Here is a 22,094-nt window from a genome sequence, read left to right on the forward strand (position 1 = left end):
TCGATCGAAACGTTGCCTGCTCTCTCGTTAGTGGATACGAACCCAAGTTGGGAGACAACTACTGTGTTGCCTCATCGATTGCACTACTGAACTCCTCGGCGTGTTGTGACCCGAGAAGAATTGAACGTCCGTTCGTCTGTTCGATCCAGACCCCCTGATTGCCACTGACATTGTATGCGATTTTCCCAGGTGCCCAGCGGATTCCCCAGCCACCGAACTCTCGAATGGGACTATACTGTTTGGCCTCGTAATGTTCAGTCTCTGACCACGGGATTTGACGGAATGACCAGTGGAGAGGCCACATTCTGAAATAGATGCCATCAGTTCTAACCTCGGTTTGGAGACGAAGACTGTAGATTAGCCCAGCGATCCCAACGACAATGGCGAGCCCTCCCCACAAGATAGGGCCTAATACAAGCATGAGGAGCGCGATACCACCGAGAAGCGCCCAGATCCACGGCTGGCGAAACCGCTGTACTTCACGAAACAGAGGATCACTCTCCATAAATGAGTAGTACGGCATCATCGCTACTCAATCATGGCCCTTTCGGACAATGAGACGTCCCAGATTCGCAGACCTACTTAGCATTCAGATCACCGTGAAAATAGGTGTGAGCAACAAACCACGAAGACTTCGATGACACCCTACCTTTGAATGGTTCTGGGGGGAGAGAGGGGTTCGAAAGACCATAGTGTTTATTGGGTGCCCAAGAGGTGTGTTTAAGTATCAAGATGGCACAGTCAGGATCCTTGTCGGATACCCTCAAAGACACGGTAACACTCAGCCGTGAGCTTCGGGAAGAGGGGCAAATCGACGGCCAGGTAAAGCTCTACAACGTGGATGACGATGACGAGTTCGAGTCAGACGCGGAACTCTTCTTCGAGCGAACCCTGATGACCCAGGGGCTCCGTGAAGCACTCTCCATTCTCCGCGATTCGCTCACAGGCGATGACCCGCGCGGGACACATATCCTATACGGGCCGTACGGCAGTGGGAAGTCCCACCAGATGGTCGCGCTGTACCACTGCTTCGACGACCCCGACGCAGCAGGCCACTGGGCAAGCGACTCGGTCGAAGGGTTCGACGCAGCACTCCCTGAATCGGCGACGCCGATTACGGTCGCCATGCAGAACGAGCAGTACGAGTATCTGTGGGAACCGTTTTTCGAGGCACTCGATTACGATCCTGGAACGTACAGTTCGGGAGGGTATCCCGATATGCAGACGATTCAGGAAGCAGTCGGCGACGATACGGTCGCGTTCTTCGTGGACGAACTTGAGGACTGGTTCGATACGCTCCAAGGCGACCGCAAGAGTGCGAACAAAGCATTCCTCCAGTCGCTCCTCGAATCTACGGCACTCTCCGATCTCGAACTATACACCATCGTCTCCGTCCTGCGTGAGGGCTCCGAGGTCCACGACATCCTGAACCGGGAACAGGCGGTCGAGGTCAACATGAACAACCAGGTGGACAAGCGCGAGGTTCTGCGTCACCGCCTGATCGATTCGGTTAACGAGAACGCTGCCCGGGAGATCGTCAACGGGTACTTCGATGCCTACGACCAATCTGATCACGTCTCCATTCCCGATGATCTGCTGTCGGAGATGCACGATCTGTATCCGTTCCACCCTGTGCTTCTGGATGCGCTTGAGACGCGGTACTACGCTGACGAGGATAACCAGAACACGCGAGGGATGATCTACCTCTTCTCGAAGGTTCTCCTGGAGATGCAGGATCAGACGGATCTGATCACGCACGGTGATATCGATGCTATCGAGTTCGAGGACGAATTGGCGAAGATCAACTACGAGCGACTGAACGCGGCGACGGGCGACATCAAGAGTCGAATCGATGACGACGACGTTCCCCACGGCCGACGTATTCTGAACACGATTCTCCTGTACTCGCTGAAGCCGAGCGAGGGCGAGGGTGCGGAGGTTTCGGAGATCGTCATGGGTGCCTACCAGACTGGGGATCTCGTCTCTGACGTTGTCCTCAATCTCGAACGTCTCCACGGTGTCGCGTGGCATCTCCACAAGCTGAACGGGAAGTACGCAATCCGCGACCGCCAGAACCCGAACGCACTCATCCGGAACGCGGCCGTAGACGTCTCGGAGACGTCGGCGAAGGCTGAGGTCGCGGACTTCATCACAGATATCTTCGGATCCAACGCGCACCCGGTAGGGTTCCGTACGAACGACATGCGGGACATCCCGGACGACCGTGAGGTCAAGGTCGTCGTGAAGGACGACCAGTGGACGAACGAGGAGGTCGAGAAAGTCATCACGAACGACGGACGTGGCCGCGAGTGGCGTAACACGCTCGTGTTCGTCCAGCCCTCGGGCGACAAGGCCATCGAGTCGGGGACACGGTATATCGACAAGGCACGGTACATCGAGGGCGCACGGCAGGTCCTCGCCGACGAATCCCTCGATGACGAGATTCGCACGTCGATTCAGGGAATGCGGGAGCAGGAAGAGAATGAACTCCGCGAAGAACTCCAACTCCTGTACGGTGAGGTGCTTGACGGGAACGATCTGCTCAACGACTGGGGGCAGATGACGCCGATGGAACTCGATGTCTACGTTCACGACGAGGCCGAGCTGGACGCCTCGAACATCGCGGACTCGGCATCTGCTGATCCGTTCGACCTCCAGTCGGACGTCTGGGACATCGCCGAGGATCTCTTGGAGCGGCGCGGTGAGATTTCGGTCGAGGATATCTACGAGCAGTTCCTCCGCGATCCGGAGCTTCCGATCCCCGGTAGTGCGAACGATGTGCTGAATGCAACCGTCGAAGCGCTCTCGGACAAACCGGTGCTCGCCCGTGACACTGGCGGGTTCCGCGATGACCTCTCCGGAAGCTCGCTGGACACCGTCCTCGTCCAGCAAGACGATGTGGACGTATGGGGCGTCGATGACGTCGAACAGGAACTGCGTCAGCGGTTCGGGAGCGGAACAACCGCGCTTGATATCGGTGACTTCGAACTGGAACTCGTCGAAGACGGCGAGATCTGGATCGACGGCGACAGCCACGACGTCGTGATGCGGGCCATCGGTCGGCTCGCTCGTGAGGACCAGTACGTCATCGTGAAAGGGAACGAGATTCTCGATAAGCCCCAATCCGACGCGACAGTCCGAGACGTCGGCGGCGCAGAGGTCGTCGGTGCATCGTCCCTTGTAGACCGCATCGAGACGCACATCGACGACGACGGCTACGCGAACCTCGACACGATCATCGGCGAAATCCGTGCCGAGGAGTCGGTGTTCCTCCCGCCGGACGAGACCGAGTCCGTCGCCCGCGAGGCAGTCAACGAATTCCTCGTAGACGACTACGTTCTGGAAGCCGGCGGTCGGTATCTCGGATCGCTGGGAGACCGTGACCCGACGACGGTAAAGATCGTTCCGACGGTTCCCGAGCGGATCGGCGACCAGATCCTGGAGTACATCGAGGACCTAGAACCCGGCGACCAGTTCACGGTGAACAAGGTCACGGATCGGTTCGACAGCAGTGTGACCGAGTACATGGTGCGGACGTACCTGCTGGAGAACATCGGGAAGGACGAAGAACCCGAGTACGTCGTCAACACGACCGGCTCGGAGAAAGCCTCCGACTGGGTTCCGGGGTACCCGTTCCGCAAGGCCGACACAGAGATCCCCACGTGGCGCTTCGAGTACAACGGCGACGACGTCGCCGCGATGCGGAGTAAGTGGCGGAACAACCACCAGACCGGAAGTGTCGATTACGGCGACGTCACGTTCATGTTGCCCGACCGCGAGGGTGTTCCCGGCGCTCTTCAGGGGACCGCCGACGTCGAGCGGACGCAAGTCAGCTTGACGTTACGGTCCGGACAGGACTACACGAAGGTCCAAGACCTTTTCGAGCGGATGCCCGATGAGGCGTCAAGCCTGAAGATCGAGATCACCTTCCAGAAGTAGTTCCACTTCTCCTACTGGTCGGCGTCCGCGTTTCTGACGAGGGCTTCGACGACGATTTCGTCATCGTCCGCCTCATCCAGCATATCCCGAAGAACAGTCTTCAGTCGTCTATCGAACAAACTTCGTGGGTTCAGCGGTGTCAGTTCCGCTTCAAGCTCATCTCGGCTTACTGTTCCAGAAATCACGGAGTCTCCGTCTTCTCGCACTTCCAGGAAATCAGTCATACCGAACTATCCACAGCACGCTGGATAGCCTGTTCGATTGCCCCCTAACTCGATATTCGGCGGGAAACGGTGTTGGTTCGGTTTTACCTGTGCCAGTACTCGGAACCCGGTGTGGGCCACGCTCAGCAATCGTGTGATTCTCCGATGAAGCCGCGGCCTGCCTCGCGTTGGTACGTCTTGACCCAGACCACCGATCAGTCGTGTATTCACAAACAATTCATTGAGAGCTCATCAGTTTCTGGTGTCGAACCACTTCGCGCCGCTGTTAGACATCTGGCCCATTTCGGAACTCATTGACCACTCTCACCCACCTCTCCTGACACGCATACTCGCTCTAACCCCTCAAAACAACGCAATAACGGAGAATCGCTCGAATCGTAGCGATTCAGGGAGCGAGTACCAACTCAATTACCTCCGCTCCCTCTGGCTTACCTTTAAAAATGACTGGCGGCTGTAGTTGTTCGGGTCAAACCCACTATGCAGACCGAAAAAACGATCAACCGTGCGAAGAAGATCGACGAATCGCTAGAAATAATCGCTAAGATCGAAGAAGTGGTCGGAATACCACTGACAGACAGCCGGCGAGCACTACAGGTGGCTGGAGAGTACGTCACGGATGACTCGATGTTCGTGGAACAGATGGTACAAGCAATGACTGAGGCAGCCGGTTTCGCCATCGAGACGGGTCATGACGACTTGGCATCCGACGCCATCCAGAACGTGACTGACCTCGAAACGCTCGTCTCTGACGACGACTAGGCAACTTCTTCGACGTTTGTTTTCCTTTCAAGACACCCAACGAAGCTCGCTTCACCGAGACGTTACTGCGAAGAACGCACACTTATGTGGCTCGTGGCGCATCGCTTCTACATACTGAATAATGTCTGAACAATCTGGATCTTCGCAGGGCCGGCAGGAGCGGACGGAACTCCCCATAGAACGCGGGTTCCCCATCGAGCGCGTGAACGAGATCGCGGCGAAGGAGGGTCGAGCGAAGATGTACTACCGCCCAATCTACACGATGCACAAGTGGTGGGCGCGACGCCTCGGTTGTGTCTTCCGCGCCATCTCTCTGTACACGATGCTGGACGATCCGGAGAAGGTCTCGGTGTTCGAGCCCGGCCACGAGGGCAGCACGCTGGCGTCCTATGGCGACGACGCAGACGGCAAGTCGGACTTCGACGTCGCGTCGCTCCTCGAACGCGTGGACATGACCGACCCGGAGAGCCTCTGGGAGCTTTACCCGAAGGACGTCCGTGTCGAGGACAAGAAGATTCTCGACCCGTTCATGGGCGGCGGTACGTCGCTCGTAGAAGCGTCACGCTTCGGGGCGGAGGTCGTCGGCAACGACCTGAATCCCGTCGCGTGGTTCGTCACGAAGAAGGAACTGGAAGCGGGCCAGACCGACGTCGAAGAGCTGGAGGAAGCCTTCGAACAGGTGAAGGAGGACGTCGCCGACGAGATTACGCAGTACTACAAGACCCCCTGCCCGAACGGCGACCACGACGCCGACGTTATGTACAACTTCTGGGTTCGAGAACTCGACTGCGTTTCCTGCGGGCACACTGTTCCCCTATTCAAAGACTACCGAGTCGGGAAAGGACGATATGGGGACAACAAAGGAACGTACAGCGTCTTCTGTCCGAGTTGCGAGTCGGTCGTCAGTGTTGACGATTGGCAAAACGAGTGCGCCTGTAATGAATGCGGGAATTCCTTCGACCCTTCGGACGGGAACGTCGGAAGGGGGAACTACCACTGTACCGACTGTGGACAAAAATACTCGGTTACTGACGCTGTTGCAGAACAAGATGGCTACGGTCTCAGCCTGTACGCGCTTGAGTATTATTGCGGCACCTGTGATGACCAAGGAAAAGAACGTGCCGCAGTGAAAGGCTACAAGCGAGCAGAAAAAGTGGACCGCGACCTCGCACAGGAGGCTCGAAAGGAGTGGGAAGAAGCAGACGAACTCACTCAGTTCGTCCCACAGAGCGAAATCGCACGCGGAGCAATCACCGAATCATCCTCTATTAGCGGGAACGACCTATTCCAACATGGGCTGGAGGACTGGACTGACGCGTACAGTCCACGCCAACTTCTCTGCCTTTCGAAACTTCTTCAGTCGATAAGCGAAGTTGAGAATGAGAATGTTCGAGAGTATCTTTTGATGGCATTTAGCGACATGCTCCGGACGAACAATATGCTAGTGGGATATGAGCACTCAAATAATAAAATAAATCATATCTTCAATACCAATTCGTTTGACGTTCCACAGGCAGCCGCCGAAGCAAACGTCTGGGGGACTGAATACGGGATGGGGACGTTCCAGTCCATCTGGGATATGGTGATTAGTGGGGTAGAGTATGCCAGTGCTCCCACTGAGCGGTGGGTGGACGACGGTGAAAAGAAAGAAACACCCGAATTCGCCAAACCAATTGGCGAAAACTTCACCCTCTCACAGGGGGATATGCGCAAACTTGATTATGAAGACGAGTTCGATGCTGTAATCTCGGATCCGCCGTACTACGACAACATCATTTACTCCGAAGTATCTGACTTCTTCTACGTCTGGCTTCGATTAATCCTAAAAGACGAGTACGAGTGGTTCGAACCTGAATACACACCACGTACTGAGAGCATTGTTTCGAACCCTTCCGAGGGGAAGGACGTGGAAGACTTCGAGATGGAACTTAGAGAAGGGTTTGAGGTAGTTCACGAGAGCCTCGTAGACGATGGGGTTCTAACATTCACATACCATCATAGTGATTCCGAATCCTGGGGAGAACTTCTTGAATCACTCTGTGATGTTGGCTTCGAGGTCACAGCTACGTATCCAATTACCGCAGATCTTCACAAATTCATCTCTGGTGAAGCCGTCTCCTTCGACATCGTCGTCGTCGCTCGACCCATTGACGACACCGAACCCGCCTCGTGGAACTCCCTCCGCCGCGACATCTACCGAACAGCCCGTCGCACCCGCACGCAACTCGAAGAGAACCGCGACCTCTCACGTGGCGACATCGGCGTGATGGAGATGGGCGCGTGTTTCCACGAGTACTCCAAACACCACGGGAAGGTGCAGCGCGACGGCGAGATCATGTCCGCGAAGGAAGTCGTTCAGGAGATCTACGGCATCATTCAGGAGGCCAGCGACATCGGCGTCGAAGACGTGTTCATCGACCTGCTTGATACATCGAACCCCTCCTTCGACGACGTTAACAAGCTCTGCCGCGGGACGAATGCCAACCCAGAGGACCTCAAGGAGACCCACCTGTACAACCAAGATGACGGCTTCGAACTCGGCACTTGGGACAACGAGAAGCGTCGGGCGTACATCGAAGAGCGGGTCAACGGCGAAGGTGGCGACCACCTTTCAGACCTCGACAAACTTCAGTTCCTCCGCTACCGCTACGAGAAGGGGAAAGCAGTTCAGAACTACGTCGATAAGTGGGGCGTCGATGACGACCTGCGGGAACTCGCCGGTCGGCTCGCCGACGTAACCGGCGACGACGCGTATACGCGCGTGCTCGGGGATCGGGACATCACGAGTTACGGCGAATAGGAACCCCGACATAGGACGCGAAGACAACTCCCGATGGCGATTTTCGACAATCCATTTCGAGACTCTCGCTGAGAGTGTTTCTGTTGCTTGCCGCACCCTTGTTCCTACAGCCTGTCTAAGGCGAGTCGGCGATATGGTCGTGCCGTGAGTCTGCGTTCCGGGCCCTCGATATGGATATTGGCCGTATAGGCTCTGGTGGGACGATATCACGGTGTTCTCAGGGCAGAGTTTTTTACGCACCTGGTTATTTCACCTATTCCGAACGATGAGGGCAAAACAACAGCTCGAAACGGCGGGTCGTCGGCGAAGGTGGTCACGAATTGACTCTGTCCCCCTTCTGACTCGAATCGCTCGATCAGCCGTTTTCTCGCGCATAAAGAGTGGTAGTTGCGATGAGTGACACTGATCATCTGGTTCTGCTCGTGGGATCGATCCAACCGTACTGCACGTTCTCGATCTCGCGGGACGAACGAGATACCCTTCTCCGGCATGTGACCAGAGAGATGGACAAGCAACGTTCAGATCCGACTAGGGACAGTATAGCACCGTGGTTGGAAAATCTGCGGCCCGTGATTGAGGAGTCCGTTTCGACACTCCGACTTGATATGTCGGACCACGCTAATCTGTCCACCCTCCTTACCCAGGTGATGGACTCGGAAGGCCTCCTGGAGCGGTTCCGGGAGGCAACTCCACAGTGTTACTGGTGTGGCGATTCTGCCGACCGGCAGATAGACTTCCATGACTACTATCTCGTATTGGCCTGTAGCGAGTGCCTCGAAACAATTGATTCGTCGGATGGCCACCATCTTCTGCAGGATCTCGATCCCACGATCAGTCCTTCGACGACAATCGACTGTCTGGATGCCTCTACTCACCAGGGAACGAACGAACAACAGTCCACCCTACTACAATTCACCACCTCAGACTAACTGTGAGTCAGGTCGGAGATCACGGCTAGTCGATACGGATTATTACGTGCGGAAAAGATTTATTCCTCCTTGGTGCGGAGACAGTGTATGGAGGAACCGCGCGAGGAGCTAACAGCCGACGCCGATGAACGTTCTGAGGCACCCGACTTCGAGGCATTGACTCCTCCAGAGGAGTTGGTGTGCGGCGACCGAACGCGGGACGATTTTTTCGACGCCGTCCTTGCCCTTGATAGTCCAGCAACGGCGAACGACGTCGCCGAACTCGCGGGACACGGTGTCGATGCCGCACGTGAGTACTTGGACTGGTTCGAACGGATGGGAATCGTGACACAGGTCACGGAATCACCAGCCACCTACGAGCGTAACCAGGAGTACCTGAATTGGCGACGGGTTCAGAAACTCCGGCAGGAGTACGCCACTGAAGAACTTCTTGACCTTCTAAAAACAGAGTCGGAGCGCGCAGAGACGCTGGAGAGCGAATTCGACGTCGAATCACCGGACGATATCTCGATTTCGGACTATGCGAGCGAGACTGACCGATCTATCGAGGACGTCTGGGAGAGTCTCTCCGCGTGGCAAACAGCGCGTCGTCGGGTGGCACTGCTCGAACGAGCCCTCACGACCGAGTCCGGTGACGGCGCTGATCTACAGTCCGCCGTATGAGAGGCGGCGACGAGAACACGTCTGACTCGCTTAGCGGTGCGCCGATTGATTTCGACCGACTCGATGCCATTCGAGATCGATTCGCCGCTGGTGACCGTTTCAGCCGAATCGATGATCAGCCGGCATTTGCCCCGGACCGTCTGGTGTGCGTGTACGATCAGCGGTTCTACCCGAAACGCGTTCGTGCTGCTCGCTTGGAGGTCGTCTGGTTCGAAAACGGGGACTTCTCGCTTCACTACCACGAAGAACACGACACCAGCGAGTTCGATCATCGATGGGATAGACATCCATCAGGCCACAACACCCGTGATCATGTCCATCCAGGTCCTGATGCGCCGACGCCAGGTGACGACTCGCCACACCCAATTGACTGGCGGGATGTCCTATCGATGGTACTCTCCGAAATCGAAGAACGCCAGCGTGCCTTCTGGGAGGAGTAGGACTTTCGTAGAGATAGGTGACTACGCTACCGTATCCATTTTTGTCCCTTCGGAGACGTTGTCTGCGTAATGGCAGGCCCCGGACAGATACCTGGACGCTACAATCTCGTTATCGAAGGTGCGTATGAGACCTTCGAGCATCAGATTCCTGTAGAGGAGTTTGTACAGCGACTCAAAGAAGACGACGTTCCGGATCTTGTGAGTGTTGTTGGTCTCTCAGAAGCCTTGGCAGAGGAGGACCTGGCTAATGAGTTGGCTCATGAGATGGACCGACGCGCAAACGATTTAGAGTACCAAAGTCCGACGGTACAGTTCGTCGTCGAAGGTTCGTTCCATCGAAGTGGGAAAACGTACGATCTACGGTACGAGGATGAACTTCACTCTCTCCAGCAGGTTTTCGGACCGCAGCTTGAACGAAAGGAAGACGGTGAGTGGCTCGTCGCACCGTTTTAATCTTCACCAGCGAAGATCACCAACATGCAGTCTGATTAGTTTGTTTCGAACAGTATGTGGGACTAACAAGCTCTATTCAGTGTGGTCTTTGAGCGTTCTACTCCGGGTAGTCCCCCTCAATGCCTGTAGTACTTGCTCTTCGACGGTGTCGCAAGCGTCTGTATCAACAACAGAGTATCCATCCTCTCCATTTTTGACCTTCTCTGTGAACGCTCTTCTGAATGCAGCTTTCACTGAGGGGTATTCGATGATGGGATCGTAATGCCGATCGAAGATTTCGTAAAGTGACAACAAGGATTCGAGTGGGAGGAATGCAACCGGGATTCCCCCTTTTTCAACGTCTTCACTCTGTTCGAACCACTCCTGAACACGAGAGGCGACATGGGGGAATTGACCTTCCCGGAAGTTATTCGAGACGAAGAGGTGGGCATCCAGATTTTCGTCGTCTGAAAGCGAAACTGAGAGAGCGCCGCCGAGGTTTTCCGTAACCATGTACCATGCCGCTTTGTTCTTCTCTCCGGCATCTAGGTCGTATCCCTTCTTAGTGTAGGTGAGCTTTGGATCGTAACTTGCGATGAAGTATCCATCCTCCTCCGGAATTACGAGGCAGCCGTCTGTTTCTGTTTCTCCTTCTCGGCCCCACCGCTCAGTGAAGAGGAACATAAACTTCAGGAGATAGAATACGTCCCGTTCAAACCCGTTGTAATCGTAGTCATCTTTCAGTTCCTTCCGTTCCTCCTGTGATAGGTCGTCAAATTCGCCTGCTGTACCGCGCTGATGAAGGTCTTGGAGACGCTCAAACGCATCATCAGCCCGCCCGATAATCCGATTCCTGAACTGAGACTTGCTGTTACGAATCGCTGAGACAAGAAGGTCTTCTGGGGAATCGGTCATCAACAGGTCATGTAGATTGATAGTTCCAAAGTGCTCTCGTCCGTTGAGATATGCTTTCCCGTAAACAATGAGAACTGAGTTTAGCAGGTATTGATTGATGCGTCGAGGAAGACGACCATTTCCGAGACAGTAGTTGATATACTCGTATCGGTGGGTGTTGGCTTCTTTTCCTGCACTCGCCACTTCTTGGAATGTGGTTCTGATGTAGTCGTTGTTTTTTGTCTCATACGCATCGATTGTGACGTCTAAGAAATTAATTCCATTATCAGATAGCGTGTCACCGGTCTCTTTCAGTGCCTCAAGTGCTGCTTCATGGATTGCCTCATCGTCAACGCTAACCTCTCGTCGAATTTCATCTCTGAAGCTGTCCCCTTCACATTCCTCGCATTCATCCGGTTCCTCTCCTTCATATACTTCGTGACACCGGTAGCACTCAAACGTATCAATTTCAGACACTTCGATAAATTCGTTTAGGAGCGACCGTTCTTCCTCTGGCAGGTCATCGAAATATCGAATATAAGTGTCAACTGCGCCAGTGAGAATCTGGTGGAAAATGTATGAATCACGTAACTGGACGTCATAAGGATAGATGCTGTCGAACGAGATTCCCAGTTTGTCCTCGATCAGTAATTGGATTGCCTCTTTTTCTGACTCAGGAAGATACCGGTCTTGGATTTCGAAGTAGAATCCAGTCTCTTCACGCTCTACTTTCAACTCAACCTTCTTCCCAGTCTTATTGTGGTTAAATTCGAGATGGGAGAGTTCGGAGAGGCTTTGTAGATCGACCAGTTCCTGAAAGACAGCTTCCGAGTTGAGGTCGTTACGAACTCCTGCAGGGTTGCTGAGGGAAAGTGAGGATCCATCAGGGAGATACGTTCGTTGGAACTCCACCTCTGTGAGTGTGAGCGCTTCAATCTCGTCATTGAAGATGGACGCAAGGCCATCAATAACGGGTTGAGTCGTTTGTGATCTCTCTATTCTATCAACCCCATCACTGTCTGTGAAGGTCTTTGAGAACTTCTTGATTCGATTTTTTGCACCCCGTACCTCTACTTCACTACCATCCTCTTTCCGTACGAACAGTGGGTGGGCTTGCTCAAACAATCGGCTCCTGACACGATCATCTTCCCGAGTGGTTACACGGACCTCCTTACTCGGCCATACCAATGTGAAATTGTTAGCCAACTGCTCCACGAAGAGCCCCTCCTCTTTGAGTCGTTGAAGCTCATCTTCGAAATTAGATTCCACCTGGAAGCCGTTGCTGCCGCTGCTCTTTTGAGCCCATTTTTCCTCTGCCCAGATTGTGAGGAGAGTTTGTTGAGCCTGATCTGCCGATTGGTCTTCTAATCCTGCGATTAGGTCGTCGATCGACTCAAACCGGGTGTCGATACGTTTCGTACGCCCAACGTAGAATTCCGAGACGAGATTTTCAAGCGTCCGTTCTGATTCTGGGACTTTGTCATATTTCTTCCCAAGCAGTAGACCCCAGAACCCATCATCGTTCGAGAGGGGGTCATGTGATGTCATCTCGCTACTCATTCGGTTATCTGAGTAATGTGAAACCAAGTATAAAGAGACTGTCGGACAGGACTACTAATTAGAGGAGTTTCAAAGGACCCTCTTTCTCGACTCCACCACTGCCGTTCAGGAAGTATAGGTCAATCCATTCTTGCCCCTGTTCACGACAGAACACCGGTACGCACGTCGTCGTATGCTCGTAACGCTGTTCACACCGCGTTTCGATCTGTTCCCGCGTCCAGTCACCGTCCTGCTCCAGATCGTACCGGTTTCGGACCTCCCAAGAGTGTTCGTCGGCGGCAGCCTTGAGAACACGTAAGGAGAAATCCCGAGAATCCTTGAACGTGAACGGACCTCTCATCGACTTCGAGTCGGTCAGATCCGTCTCTTCGACACCGTCAAGGCACAGTCGGTTTTCCGCGACAGCCCGGAAGGCTTCGAGTTCAGCAGACTTGCGGACAAGTACGTCGTGCAGATAGTCGTGGACGACGTCGCCATACCCACCCAACGTAAACTCCTGCTCGGGCGAAACGATCTGCAGTTCGGCATCTGTCTGGGTAACTCGCCGTCGCTTCGGTTCGAGAAGCGGACACAGAAATGCGAGCCGATCTGAGTGGAGGAGATACGCGTAACTGAAGAGCCGTGATCTGGACGGCGATTCCTTCACGGGATCGTGACCCTCTGCGTAGTATTTCGAGTCCAGTACAGCCAGTGTCTTGTCACCTTCCTGCAGGGCGTGGTCTGGTTCGTGGTATATCTGCCCTTCACCCTCGAACGGGTTCACCGATGGTGACCGAACGGGTGTCACGTCGTCGAGGTCTCCGAGGTGGTCGTAGGACTTGATGTACGAGAGTTCGCGCTCGATAACGACCTGAGAGTACTGCTCGAACAGCGACTCCATGTTCAGGACGTAGTCCACGACCAGTTCTCGTGGGCCATCACGGAGTTGCTGGCCGAGCGACGACGACATCACTGCCTTGGCGACGTCGAACGCCTTCTGGTAGTACCGTCGTTGCTTTGGAAGGTCGCTCAGTGAGAGGCGTCGATACGCGTCCATCCGGTCCAGCCCGCTGCTGACACCCATACTCTCCAGACGCTCCACTTCGCGGTGTACTTCGGAGAAGATTCGATCGTATGCAGGGTGGTCGTTCTCGTGAGAATTCTGTCGGAAGAGTCGAAGGAGCGTCTTTCCAGCGAAGTGAAGCAGCGAGTTCGCGGCGTTGTCGTACTCGGTCTCGTTGCGGATCCAGTGTGGCTCCAACGTTCCGCGCCCGTGGTTCAACAACGTTTGTTCGACGTCGATTTCCCCCCGCCCATCGAGACTGTCGAGCCGTCTGATGACCAGATCCCGGATGTACCCCTGCCGGTGGATCGTCTCCAAGCCATCCAGGTAGTTGATCGCCAGCACCACGAACACGTCGTCAAGATGGATGTCGTCAGAGAGGAAGTCCTGCAGCGGAATTCCGTGATACTCGATAGATCGGTTCTGGTCGTAGACAGCCAGGAGCATGTCGAAGATGTGTTCCCAGTCGATCTTCGGATCGACCTGCACCTTCGACGACGGCGTGAGGCTCACGACACCGATGATGTCCGTCGCCTCAACGTGGAGTACCTCGTTCTCGTCGCCGTCTACGGTGACCGTCACGACCTCGTACTCCTGATCTGAGTCGAGTGCGGCCTGACTCTTCGTGAAGACACCAGGACTCTCCTGTGTAAATGACGCGCGACGAAGCTGGTCCCCGATGGACGACGGACAGCCCTCTATTCGGATCTCCCCGCGCTCGGGGACATTGAAGGTGTCCTGCCCGTACTCGTAAACTTCGTCAACCGTACTCATTACTCGTAGGAGCCCATCTGGCGTCGTTCCTGTTCGAGTTCCCGTTCGGCGAGCTCTGCTGCCGGCGAGAGATCGAACTCCTCGAACTCACCGTTCATCGCGCGGTAGTGTTCCGCGATGCGCTCGATCTGCGGGAACGCGGCGGCGTTCAGCAATCGCGGAACGATGTACGTCCGGAATGCCTGTCCGACCGCGTCTGTCTGGTCGTACTCGTACTCTCCGCCTTCCCGACAGCCGACGCCGAGGAAGACGGCGACGTCGCGGTAATGCATCGGGCCGAACCGCATAATCGACCCTTGCGACGTCGATTCGTGGCCGTGATTGATACCCTGGTAGTCACGTTCGAACAGCCGGAGAATCTCACTTTCTCCGAGGTCGGTGTGGTCGGTGACGTGCGTGGTGATCCAGTCTTTGAACAGCTGACGGCGCTTGTCCTCCTCGTACTCGTCCAACTCGATCATGGCGAACCGGCGGGTGATGGCGTTATCGAGTTCGTTCACCGTCCGGTCGGACATGTTCATCGTACAGATGATGTTCACCCGCTCGTCCAGCTCAATAGTCTCACCTTCGTCGGTCTCAAAGATGGTTTGGTGTGGGTTCTCGATTGCAGTGTACAGCGGACCAAATATCTTCGATATGTCCGCTCGCGTAATCTCATCGAGGATGACGCCGTATTCGACGTCGAACCGGCGAGCACGCTGAACGGCTTCGGACACGCAGCCGAGTTTCGTTCGGTAGCTTAGTGAGTCGCCGGTGTAGTCCGGACTGATGCCGCCGATGATGTCCGACGGCGTCCACGAGGGAGTGGCAGTGTTGAGGGTGTATCCGATTCCGGTTTCACGAGCGAGTTGCTTAGCAAATGTCGTCTTCCCTGTCCCGGTCGGCCCATACAGGACGACTGGCTTGCCCGCTTCCAGTGCGACCTTCGCGTTCCGCTCAACGTCGTTCGGGACGAGTATCTCTTCGGGCGTTTCGTCGCCGCGGAGACTTACAATACGCTTGAGCCGATCTGACGCCAATGGAGACTCAAGTACGGCCCGTCGGACCTGACCCAGACCACGCTCTCCGTCGTGGACCACGTCGAGTTTTTCGTCCTCAATCAAAAACTCCAGTACGTCTTCGCTCTCCGCGTTCTGGATTGCTTCGACGACGTCGTCGGTTACACGGCGAAGAATTCCGACTTCGTCTTGCGCATCCTCAAGCGTATAGTCGTCCGACGAGTCACTCATTATCGGATACAGGTAGTCCTGAGTATATAAAATCCCGTTCAAGAGCCACGCAGATTCCGATATCCATCTAACCTACCCGGCTGAAACCCTCGAAGAGTTACAGGTTCGCCGCGTAGTTTGGCTGAATGCAGGCCCCTTCAAAATCGCGGTTACTTCGGTTTGTAGAGCAGACGTTTCATTTGGCTCGACGAGCCGTTGCCCGCTACTCTTCGAAGTTCTCAAAAAAGCGGCGCACACTTCACCAGCATATCGTATAGCTCTGTCTCAAGATTCGGAAAAATACGACGTACCGGATGCTTCTTGACGAACTCATCGAGATGTCTCGGGTTCGGAGTACAATCGATCTTGAGGAAATCCCGTCTCCTTCGACATCGTGTAAGGCGTTCAACCATCTTATCATGGCTGGTTCTTCTCAATCTCTCAGTAACGCTTCTCCCGACTAACGGTGTCGTCGGAATCGATGCCTCCGGGTTCGACTGCAGTCACGCCTGAAAACACTATACGGAGCGAACGAAGCTGACGATTCAGCAGTTGAAAGTCACAATTCTCGTGTAGACGAGAGCGAATGACATCCTCAATTTGCACGTGACGACGACCAGAAAATACGACTCGAAGATCGCTCCGCCGCTGATTAAGCGGAACACGAGCCGCTCGCCATTCTGCTCCGAAACTGCTACGAACGACACCGCGAATTCCGGTTGTTGCTCGACGCGTTACGGAAGAGGGCCCGCGGATTCACTTCCCTGACTTGATTCGCCGGTTGGTCCACGAGTACCCGAACGTCTTCCTGAACACGTTCTGCACGCAGGCCGGGCGAACGCGAGCCCGGGAACTGATTGAGGCCGGTCAGACGTCCCGAATCTACGAGGAGAAGCCGTCTGGAAGGACATTATCCGAACGAACGTTCTGTTCAATTTCGTGCAGCAGCTCAAGCATATCGGCGCGCTTGCCGCGGAGACACACAGTCACAGCGGGAAGATCAGTGAGTACGACCCGGCTGCGAAGCCGTGGGTTTTGCGAGACGACCGGTGAGGTAGTGCGGGAGCTCAGAAGCAGTCCGCTCTTTGGTTCCACGTGCAGCTTACTAAGTGAGAAGCCAGGATTGATTCAGGACGAGGGTTTATAACTGGTAGGTTCCTTTGAGCAATCAAGCGACGCCCGAGAATCACCCCGCATCTACAAGCTGACGATGCATAGACCCTCTCTGGCAAAATAATTCGATACCGCAATCCCTGGTATCATAGATCCTTGCTGACGCGAGGCCAGCGCGTCGTCGGACGTCGCGTGCTAGCGGTACGATCAGCAGATAGCACGTGATACCAATGACGTCAGAAATCCCGCCAGAATACGACGATAGCACAGTTCGGCATTATCGCGCCGACGGTGTCCTCACCGTCACGCATGACGACGAAACAAACGAGCATGTCATCAAATCCCGCGGCCGTGATCAGGGTGACAAGTGGACGCGTCGCGTCCCGGCAACCCGGACTACCGTGGACGTAAGCGAGGCCCTATGGAGCATCCCGGACAACTGGACGAAAGTGTACAGGCTCACAGCTGAGTACGGCCATGATAAAGGTATATACCGTATCCCCGAGTCCGGCGACGCGGTCCTCGTGTCGCTATGTCACAAAAACAGCCACATCACTGACGCGAATCACACTGTCGAAGCGGTCGGGAGTATAGCCTCAGTACTTCACAAAGCCGCTTAGTTAGAACGTCTGCTTGCTGAAGGTGTGTCTAAAACCAAACAAGCAGACGGTGAGATCCACGAGGACCAGCTTCTTAACTTTCTCGTCAACCGCCTTGACGAGGAAGTTTCGCTCTCGTTAGCCAATAACGCTGAAATCACTGCTGAAGACATCTATGAGGTCCTCGTCGGCGCTTGCGCCGACGGGACCTCTGTCTCTACGCTCTGTGCGTCGAGCCAGAACTCACCCGCTGGGAACACGGTCCTCTACCATCTTCGGACGAAGTTCGAGCCGGAACGGCTCGAACGAGTCGCTAACACGCTCCTGCGAAAGGATCTCGATGAATTGCTCCCCGAACAGGTGGAGGTCTGCGCAGACCTCCACCTGCGGCCCTACTACGGTGACGAAGACGACACAGACGGCCTCTATCACTCGGTAGCGAAGCGTGGAACCACTGCGTTCCACGCCTATGCCACACTCTACGCGCGTGTGAAGAACAAACGCTACACGCTGGCGGTACGCCGTCTCAAAGACGGCGATACCGCAAGTAGTGTCCTCGCTGAGTTCTTCGGTGTCCTCGACGGCCTTGACGCCGGGGTCAAGGCCGTCTACCTTGATCGCGGATTCTACGACAGTAAGTGTCTCACGCTGCTTCAGGCGCACAATTACGCGTACGTGATCCCGATCATCCGGTGGGGTGAGGCGATTCAGCAAGAGCTCTCGGAAGGATGGAGTCGCGTCATTCAGCATGATCTGACGGGGAAACTCGACGGTCACAGCTGGACCGTCGATTTTCCCGTCTACATCGACTGTACGTACCTAAATGGGAAGTATGACGAGAACGGTGTGGCGCGTCACGGCTACGCCGCTGACGCGCCGTTCATCGACTCACCACGGGACGCTCGATACCACTACTCGAAACGCTTCGGTATCGAGTCAAGCTATCGCTTGTTTGAGCAAGCGATAGCGACAACGACAACACGAGATCCAACGGTACGGCTGCTGTACGTGGTGGTGAGTCTCCTCTTACAGAACGTCTGGCGGTACCTTCACTACGAGTATGTGGCGACGCCCCGCCGAGGCGGGCGTCGCCTCTGGTGGTGGCCGTACAAGGAGTTCGTCAATATGATTCGACGAGCTGCGTGGACGGCCCTCGCGGTGCGTCGGGCCGTCCCCGCGAATCGGCCACCTGACGACCGATTCCACCGCTAACCACCGACCGAGCAAGCCAGCGGAGTGAGTGGCGACGCTGTCGCGTCGGCGGCTGACCGCCGCCGACAGCGACAGCTCTCCGTCGATCCGTCCGTAATTCTCTCGTCGAGACCGTCAGTACAACCGCTTCGACACAGAACTCAGGCCGCAGAAACAGCTAGCCGAGGATGCTTTGTGAGGTACTGAAGTTGGAGAATGGGTCGATGGTCTGAGCGTGTCAGAGGCAAAGGATGAGCTCAGTACAAGAATCGACCAGGCGGAGAAAGAGCGAGAACGATTACAGCGTGAACTGGAAGAATATTGTGAACTCATGGGGCGAGAAGTTCCAGATATTATCGAAGTGCCTGAACTTGAAGAAGAGGTTTCCAGCCTGTATGAAGATCTTCTCGATAAAATCGGGGCTAACGGCGAGAAGCTGCTAGAGTTTCTCCTTGGAAAAAGCGATGAGCTACCAGAGGATCAGGAAACGGGGGACCTGCTCGATACCCTTGAGCAGATTCGGCCTCTACTACAACGGAGGCTTGAACGGGAATGACACGAGTTTATGAGGAAGATGTTCACGACGCTCTTCTCAGATACGCTGGCGAGGAAACAGTAGAAATCGGGGATGGTGAGGTCGACATCGAAATCACACCGGTTGATATCCATACAATTGATTCTCCAGATTCAATTGTATGGTTAAAACTCAATTTAGAGATGTTTTCCGAGCAATTCCGAGTGAAAATCCCATTACCAGTAGAAGCAGAAGCTGCGGGGCTCGATCATGCAAAAGAGGATCTGGAGAAATTCATCCAGCGGGAAAATTATATCGCTGAACTCCCGATGTTGATCGTTGCTGAGAAGGGATTCGATTCTGACGAAGAGTCGGTCAAACAACGCGTCTCCTACAATCTCGAACAAATCCCAGAGCGACTATTAGACGAATAGATTGGCACTGCATTCTGCGTTAGTTTCTCGTAATTGAAATATCAGTGGGAGGTTCCCGTTATCGAGATGGTGGAATACATTCAAATTGGTGTCGGTACAAAGAGGTGAATAGGATGGATGAATCGTCGGTTTTCGGGCACGTCATCGACGAACTCGAAACACGCGATTACCAGCCACTCGTCCACGTGCCGGGCTCGCATCAAGACACATACGCGGATGTCTTGGATCGGTGCGAAACCCACCAGATCACGATCGGCGGCCGGTACCCGGACGTCCTAGGATTCACGCATGCTGATCGCGTGTTCGCCGTGGAGGTGAAGGGCTCAAGTGGATTACTCCGCGGGATCGGGCAGGCACTTACGTACCAGCAGGGGGCGCACGTCTCCTACCTTGCGGCAGCTACTGACACCGTTAGCCAACACGCTGATTTGCTCCGGTCAAAGGGTGTTGGTGTGATTGGTGCGACGGATGATGGCGTGACGCGGTGGTCGAGTCCGCCGACCTCGGAGTCCCACGAGCAGGTCGTCGATATTGAGGGGCAATTGTCGGTTCGACTGCGTCGCAGTGACATTTCCGGTGATATTGCGAGTCTCTCGCTTGCCCAACCGCTGAATTATCTCGCTCCTGTCGTCGCAGTCGATCAACACGGCCCGCTGGCTGGCGATGAGTTGGCAGATGTACTCAAAGCCGAGTACGGCTTCGGCGCGGGCACCCAGGCCCGGCGGAGTGCCCTGTCACTCGGACTGGTGGAGGGTACTGATCGGTTCACGCTAACTGATCAGGGAGAACTCGCAGCGACGGTGCTTCGTGGCTCCGGAATTTCGACACTCCAAGAACTCGATGCGATCAAGAACGATGTCGGCCGATCGACGGTCGTCGCAGAGCACCAGCCGCTCGCCATTCTACTGCGGAACTGTTACGAGCGACACCCTGAATTCCGGTTGTTGCTCGACGCGCTGCGGAAAGAAGGACCGACGGTTCACTTTCCCGACTTGGTTCGTCGGTTGGTTCACGAGTACCCGAACGTCTTCCTGAACACGTTCTGCACGCAAGCCGGCCGAACACTAGCCCGGGAACTGATTGAGGCCGGCCAGACGTCCCGAATTTACGAGGAGGAAGCCGTCTGGAAGGACATCATCCGGACAAACGTGCTGTTCAATTTCGTCCAGCAGCTCAAGCATATCGGCGTGCTCGACGCGGAAACACGCAGTCACAGCGGGGCGATTAGCGAGTATGACCCGGATGCGAAGCCGTGGATCCTTCGCAGTGAGGGATAGCCGCTGCTACGATTCAACCCGATCATGTTGCAGGCAGAAAGCAAAGTCACCTCTCTTAATCCATTATTGAGTGCTGATTCCCTGTCAGTGGAATAGTATAACACGTATCGATTCGTAGGATTACATCCCATGACAGATTCCCCGTCTGAGTCCGAATTAATACGGGAGTATGAGCGACTCACGACGCGGATTACTGAAGTTCGCCAGCAACGAGAAGAGCTTGTTTGGGAACTCTCATTTGAACATAGTCAAGCACACGAACAACTCGGTAGTATCAGATTTGACTCGGTGAAACACTCTGACAGGATTCCATTCAGCCACCGGCACTCGAAGGAGAAACAATCCGCGATACGGGAGGTGATGGAAGAGATTCGTGAAGATGACGAGTATCAAGAACTTTCTGAGAAGATTACTGCTCTCCAAGCGGAGTTGGATGAACTCTGGGCTCATGCTGCCGAGGTTATAGTCAGCGATGAGTTGAATAAAAAGGAGAATATCGAGGCACTGTGGGCGGCCTTCGGAGAAGATGTGCCGAATAGTCGTGTCGCCGAGGCTGTCGATTGTCACGAACAGTATCCGGGACGGCTTGTGTTCGATCCTGAGACGGAGACGGTGGACTACAAAGACCATGTTAAGCAACGCAAGGAGAACCAGGTCAGGACAGATCATCGGCAGAAGATTTTGGAGAGGGATGGCAACGCGTGTGTTCGGTGTGGAGTTTCAGCGAGTGATGGGGAAGCAGAACTCATAATCCATCATATTGTTCCCGTCTCTGATGATGGGTCAGCGGAACCGGAAAACTTAGCGACGCTGTGTTCAGATTGTCATAGCTCTGGTCATGATGAATACGGGTCTGGTGAGGTGTTTTACAGTACTAACACGGGATTTTGGCAGTGGGTTCGTGAGGGGGATCGCGGTTTTGATCCACATCATACGCAACAGAATCTCGACGCATTCTAATATAGAAAGTTACAGCCAAGCTTGGATAGGGCAGTGCTATTTTAGCAGCTCAAAAAGTGGATCAATATCAGCAACGGTGTAGTGTCGGAGTAGTTCATGCAGTGCTCGATGTTCACGATGTCCTGATTCTGGCTGCTCTGTGAGTTCTAGGTATCGCTGTCCGAAATATGGAATATCTATGTTGTAGACGATGGGGTCGTCTGGATCGCCATCGAACCGGGGGTGGTCTTTCCGCCATTCTGCAGGGGTGAGGGAGTGGTCGTAGATGTCCCAGTGAGTTTTATTGACGTCGGCGTTATCTTCAAGACTGCCCCAGGGATCCAAATTGGTCCAGTCCTGTTC

General features: G+C 54.8%; 19 protein-coding genes. 11 read left to right on the plus strand and 8 right to left on the minus strand.

All coding sequences use genetic code 11. The features are described from left to right. Window positions 1–58: 58 nt before the first annotated feature. Window positions 59–523 carry a hypothetical protein gene (locus tag HALDL1_03650; protein AHG02822.1) on the minus strand — a complete coding sequence of 155 codons (465 nt, stop codon included), beginning with the start codon at window positions 521–523 and terminating at the stop codon, window positions 59–61. Between the two features lie 209 nt (window positions 524–732). Here HALDL1_03650 and HALDL1_03655 point away from each other — a divergent pair, with 209 nt between their 5' ends. Then, window positions 733–3,939, plus strand: a complete 3,207-nt coding sequence (locus tag HALDL1_03655; protein ID AHG02823.1) for an ATPase AAA — start codon at window positions 733–735, stop codon at window positions 3,937–3,939. 11 nt (window positions 3,940–3,950) lie between these two features. Here HALDL1_03655 and HALDL1_03660 read toward each other — a convergent pair whose 3' ends face one another. Continuing rightward, on the minus strand, window positions 3,951–4,163 hold the full coding sequence (locus HALDL1_03660) for a hypothetical protein (protein AHG02824.1): 213 nt from the start codon (window positions 4,161–4,163) through the stop codon (window positions 3,951–3,953). A gap of 477 nt (window positions 4,164–4,640) precedes the next feature. Between HALDL1_03660 and HALDL1_03665 the strand changes: the two genes are divergently transcribed. The 5 genes from HALDL1_03665 (at window position 4,641) to HALDL1_03685 (ending at window position 10,207) form a co-directional block, all read left to right on the plus strand. Continuing rightward, the gene (locus HALDL1_03665) at window positions 4,641–4,922 is read left to right on the plus strand and encodes a hypothetical protein (GenBank protein ID AHG02825.1); all 282 of its coding nucleotides are present in this window, start codon (window positions 4,641–4,643) and stop codon (window positions 4,920–4,922) included. A gap of 121 nt (window positions 4,923–5,043) precedes the next feature. Then, window positions 5,044–7,722, plus strand: a complete 2,679-nt coding sequence (locus HALDL1_03670) for a DNA methyltransferase (GenBank protein AHG02826.1) — start codon at window positions 5,044–5,046, stop codon at window positions 7,720–7,722. A gap of 392 nt (window positions 7,723–8,114) precedes the next feature. After that, window positions 8,115–8,651, plus strand: a complete 537-nt coding sequence (locus HALDL1_03675; protein ID AHG02827.1) for a hypothetical protein — start codon at window positions 8,115–8,117, stop codon at window positions 8,649–8,651. 87 nt (window positions 8,652–8,738) lie between these two features. After that, a complete protein-coding gene (locus HALDL1_03680; GenBank protein AHG02828.1) occupies window positions 8,739–9,314 on the plus strand; it encodes a hypothetical protein in 576 nt (191 codons plus the stop codon). 509 nt (window positions 9,315–9,823) lie between these two features. Further along, the gene (locus tag HALDL1_03685) at window positions 9,824–10,207 is read left to right on the plus strand and encodes a hypothetical protein (GenBank protein AHG02829.1); all 384 of its coding nucleotides are present in this window, start codon (window positions 9,824–9,826) and stop codon (window positions 10,205–10,207) included. Window positions 10,208–10,279: 72 nt separating this feature from the next. Here HALDL1_03685 and HALDL1_03690 read toward each other — a convergent pair whose 3' ends face one another. The 4 genes from HALDL1_03690 to HALDL1_03705 all read right to left on the minus strand — a co-directional run bounded on the left by HALDL1_03690 (window position 10,280) and on the right by HALDL1_03705 (window position 16,371). Beyond that, complete coding sequence (locus tag HALDL1_03690; GenBank protein AHG02830.1) at window positions 10,280–12,628, minus strand: hypothetical protein; 2,349 nt, start codon at window positions 12,626–12,628, stop codon at window positions 10,280–10,282. 70 nt (window positions 12,629–12,698) lie between these two features. Continuing rightward, window positions 12,699–14,456: a restriction endonuclease gene (locus tag HALDL1_03695; GenBank protein ID AHG02831.1), complete on the minus strand. Its 1,758-nt coding sequence runs from the start codon at window positions 14,454–14,456 to the stop codon at window positions 12,699–12,701. Further along, entirely contained in the window at window positions 14,456–15,685 is a 1,230-nt protein-coding gene (locus HALDL1_03700; GenBank protein AHG02832.1) for an ATPase, read from the minus strand. The genes HALDL1_03695 and HALDL1_03700 overlap by 1 nt, the downstream gene beginning before the upstream one ends. Window positions 15,686–16,209: 524 nt before the next feature. Continuing rightward, window positions 16,210–16,371 (minus strand): hypothetical protein, encoded by a 162-nt coding sequence (locus tag HALDL1_03705; GenBank protein AHG05115.1) that lies wholly within the window; start codon window positions 16,369–16,371, stop codon window positions 16,210–16,212. Between the two features lie 232 nt (window positions 16,372–16,603). Here HALDL1_03705 and HALDL1_03710 point away from each other — a divergent pair, with 232 nt between their 5' ends. The 4 genes from HALDL1_03710 to HALDL1_03725 all read left to right on the plus strand — a co-directional run bounded on the left by HALDL1_03710 (window position 16,604) and on the right by HALDL1_03725 (window position 19,123). Continuing rightward, window positions 16,604–16,717 (plus strand): hypothetical protein, encoded by a 114-nt coding sequence (locus tag HALDL1_03710; protein AHG05116.1) that lies wholly within the window; start codon window positions 16,604–16,606, stop codon window positions 16,715–16,717. A gap of 290 nt (window positions 16,718–17,007) precedes the next feature. Further along, window positions 17,008–17,397 (plus strand): hypothetical protein, encoded by a 390-nt coding sequence (locus HALDL1_03715; GenBank protein ID AHG02833.1) that lies wholly within the window; start codon window positions 17,008–17,010, stop codon window positions 17,395–17,397. Window positions 17,398–17,421: 24 nt separating this feature from the next. Next, a complete protein-coding gene (locus tag HALDL1_03720; GenBank protein ID AHG02834.1) occupies window positions 17,422–18,588 on the plus strand; it encodes a transposase ISH3 in 1,167 nt (388 codons plus the stop codon). Between the two features lie 310 nt (window positions 18,589–18,898). Next, the gene (locus tag HALDL1_03725) at window positions 18,899–19,123 is read left to right on the plus strand and encodes a hypothetical protein (protein AHG05117.1); all 225 of its coding nucleotides are present in this window, start codon (window positions 18,899–18,901) and stop codon (window positions 19,121–19,123) included. Window positions 19,124–19,317: 194 nt separating this feature from the next. Here HALDL1_03725 and HALDL1_03730 read toward each other — a convergent pair whose 3' ends face one another. Then, window positions 19,318–19,488 carry a hypothetical protein gene (locus HALDL1_03730; protein AHG05118.1) on the minus strand — a complete coding sequence of 57 codons (171 nt, stop codon included), beginning with the start codon at window positions 19,486–19,488 and terminating at the stop codon, window positions 19,318–19,320. 140 nt (window positions 19,489–19,628) lie between these two features. Here HALDL1_03730 and HALDL1_03735 point away from each other — a divergent pair, with 140 nt between their 5' ends. Further along, a complete protein-coding gene (locus HALDL1_03735; protein ID AHG02835.1) occupies window positions 19,629–20,792 on the plus strand; it encodes a hypothetical protein in 1,164 nt (387 codons plus the stop codon). A gap of 234 nt (window positions 20,793–21,026) precedes the next feature. Here HALDL1_03735 and HALDL1_03740 read toward each other — a convergent pair whose 3' ends face one another. Continuing rightward, window positions 21,027–21,461, minus strand: coding sequence for a hypothetical protein (locus HALDL1_03740; GenBank protein AHG05119.1), 435 nt, complete (start codon window positions 21,459–21,461; stop codon window positions 21,027–21,029). Window positions 21,462–22,094 lie beyond the last annotated feature (633 nt).

This window comes from Halobacterium sp. DL1 (genome assembly GCA_000230955.3).
Taxonomy (GTDB): Archaea; Halobacteriota; Halobacteria; order Halobacteriales; family Halobacteriaceae; genus Halobacterium.

Excerpts from the sequence above, each read along its gene's own strand:
- HALDL1_03650 (AHG02822.1), bottom strand. The coding sequence starts at position 523 with ATGCCGTACTACTCATTTATGGAGAGTGATCCTCTGTTTCGTGAAGTA.
- HALDL1_03655 (AHG02823.1), top strand. The coding sequence starts at position 733 with ATGGCACAGTCAGGATCCTTGTCGGATACCCTCAAAGACACGGTAACA.
- HALDL1_03660 (AHG02824.1), bottom strand. The coding sequence starts at position 4,163 with ATGACTGATTTCCTGGAAGTGCGAGAAGACGGAGACTCCGTGATTTCT.
- HALDL1_03665 (AHG02825.1), top strand. The coding sequence starts at position 4,641 with ATGCAGACCGAAAAAACGATCAACCGTGCGAAGAAGATCGACGAATCG.
- HALDL1_03670 (AHG02826.1), top strand. The coding sequence starts at position 5,044 with ATGTCTGAACAATCTGGATCTTCGCAGGGCCGGCAGGAGCGGACGGAA.
- HALDL1_03675 (AHG02827.1), top strand. The coding sequence starts at position 8,115 with ATGAGTGACACTGATCATCTGGTTCTGCTCGTGGGATCGATCCAACCG.
- HALDL1_03680 (AHG02828.1), top strand. The coding sequence starts at position 8,739 with ATGGAGGAACCGCGCGAGGAGCTAACAGCCGACGCCGATGAACGTTCT.
- HALDL1_03685 (AHG02829.1), top strand. The coding sequence starts at position 9,824 with ATGGCAGGCCCCGGACAGATACCTGGACGCTACAATCTCGTTATCGAA.
- HALDL1_03690 (AHG02830.1), bottom strand. The coding sequence starts at position 12,628 with ATGACATCACATGACCCCCTCTCGAACGATGATGGGTTCTGGGGTCTA.
- HALDL1_03695 (AHG02831.1), bottom strand. The coding sequence starts at position 14,456 with ATGAGTACGGTTGACGAAGTTTACGAGTACGGGCAGGACACCTTCAAT.
- HALDL1_03700 (AHG02832.1), bottom strand. The coding sequence starts at position 15,685 with ATGAGTGACTCGTCGGACGACTATACGCTTGAGGATGCGCAAGACGAA.
- HALDL1_03715 (AHG02833.1), top strand. The coding sequence starts at position 17,008 with ATGACGTCAGAAATCCCGCCAGAATACGACGATAGCACAGTTCGGCAT.
- HALDL1_03725 (AHG05117.1), top strand. The coding sequence starts at position 18,899 with ATGGGGCGAGAAGTTCCAGATATTATCGAAGTGCCTGAACTTGAAGAA.
- HALDL1_03735 (AHG02835.1), top strand. The coding sequence starts at position 19,629 with ATGGATGAATCGTCGGTTTTCGGGCACGTCATCGACGAACTCGAAACA.
- HALDL1_03740 (AHG05119.1), bottom strand. The coding sequence starts at position 21,461 with ATGATCTGTCCTGACCTGGTTCTCCTTGCGTTGCTTAACATGGTCTTT.